The 1,267-nt window shown below is 31.7% G+C and carries 1 protein-coding gene and 1 pseudogene; both read right to left on the bottom strand.

Annotated elements, in window-relative coordinates:
- A pseudogene (locus BLR11_RS13880) lies at nucleotides 1-287 on the bottom strand (hypothetical protein); the annotation flags it as partial.
- An 881-nt stretch (nucleotides 288-1,168) separates the two neighbouring features.
- Nucleotides 1,169-1,267 (bottom strand): 4-hydroxyphenylacetate 3-hydroxylase C-terminal domain-containing protein (locus tag BLR11_RS14550; protein ID WP_245675179.1); only part of this gene is annotated, 99 nt, incomplete at its 5' end.

Genomic DNA, 1,267 nt, shown 5'->3' with positions numbered 1-1,267 from the left:
CTGCCCATAGCCGGGAACACAAACGGAGATCCGCCCTTTTCTTTTACGTATTCTGCCACTGCCTTGATGACAATCGCTATATTCGCGACCCCACGGCTGCCGCATGTTATGGCGATAGACATACCTGGTTTTATTTGCGAACAGATACAATCTCGCTCTAGCTCCTCCCGTACCACTCCAGGAATATCCTCCGGGGCAATATACGAAGGATCAAAATGCTGCCTTACTTTTACCATCTTAGGGATTTTTACATCTTGACATAATTGGGCTACTACATTTTCACTCATACAATAAACCTCCTCTGAATCATACCGTATCATTTTTACTATACAATAAATCAATGTATATCTATTAAAAAATTTTTTGCCCCCTTTTTATTTAAAAATAATAAACTTAATCCATAAATTACTTTATTCCATTAATATTGCATACTTCTAGACATTTTATATATACAAATAATGTAAAAATATGTTATAATACATTTGTATATACGTATTGAATCGTATTTACGAAGTATCATACCTTTATTTTACCTGTGATACTTATTATGTCAAGAAATAACTATATATCATGATTATTCGACATTAATAAAGCAGTTATATGCATTTCGCACATGCAAATAATTTATTTATATGGATAAATAACTCATGAAGAAAGGAGAAGAATAATGTACAAAATAAATAAAAGTAAATTAGTATGTAAAATGTTTTCATTTTTTTACTGTACTGAAATTCAACACAATAATTGCATAAATTACCATAAAAATTTATGCAGCACAAATATAATAGACACATACAAACATTACTCATTATCTCCTCCAATATAAAAACATAATGTATCTCTTTATCATTTATTTGATAATTTATCGATAATTTTAGTATTTTTCATTCATGGTTTTACATCTAAAACATAGATAATCACGCTCTTATAAAAAAGGAAAACAGTTCCCTGACTGTTTTCCTTTTTTTATAAGAGCAATTTTTTGCACTATACACTAATCCGCCAATTTTGCTGGTATCAAAATAGATAATTTTGCCAAATACAAATATGTTATTTTACTCTCTAAATCAAAAACAAGCCAGCGACTATGTCACTGGCTTGTTTTCAGCATTACAGAACAACTATAGTGTTGCACAAGATTCGAGAAAATCTTCATCTAATATAAAACTTACTGATCAATATGAGCAATCGCCTTGGCTAATTCCTTCTTCATTTCCAAATTGCCCTGGCGTGCAATCATGATCCGCTGTGCCTGCGGCGAGCCGGC

It is taken from the genome of Megasphaera paucivorans, assembly GCF_900103535.1.
Classification (GTDB): Bacteria; Bacillota; Negativicutes; order Veillonellales; family Megasphaeraceae; genus Megasphaera_A; species Megasphaera_A paucivorans.
The sequence above is the reverse complement of the archived record's forward strand: the minus strand, read 5'-3'. Positions and strand labels throughout refer to the sequence as shown.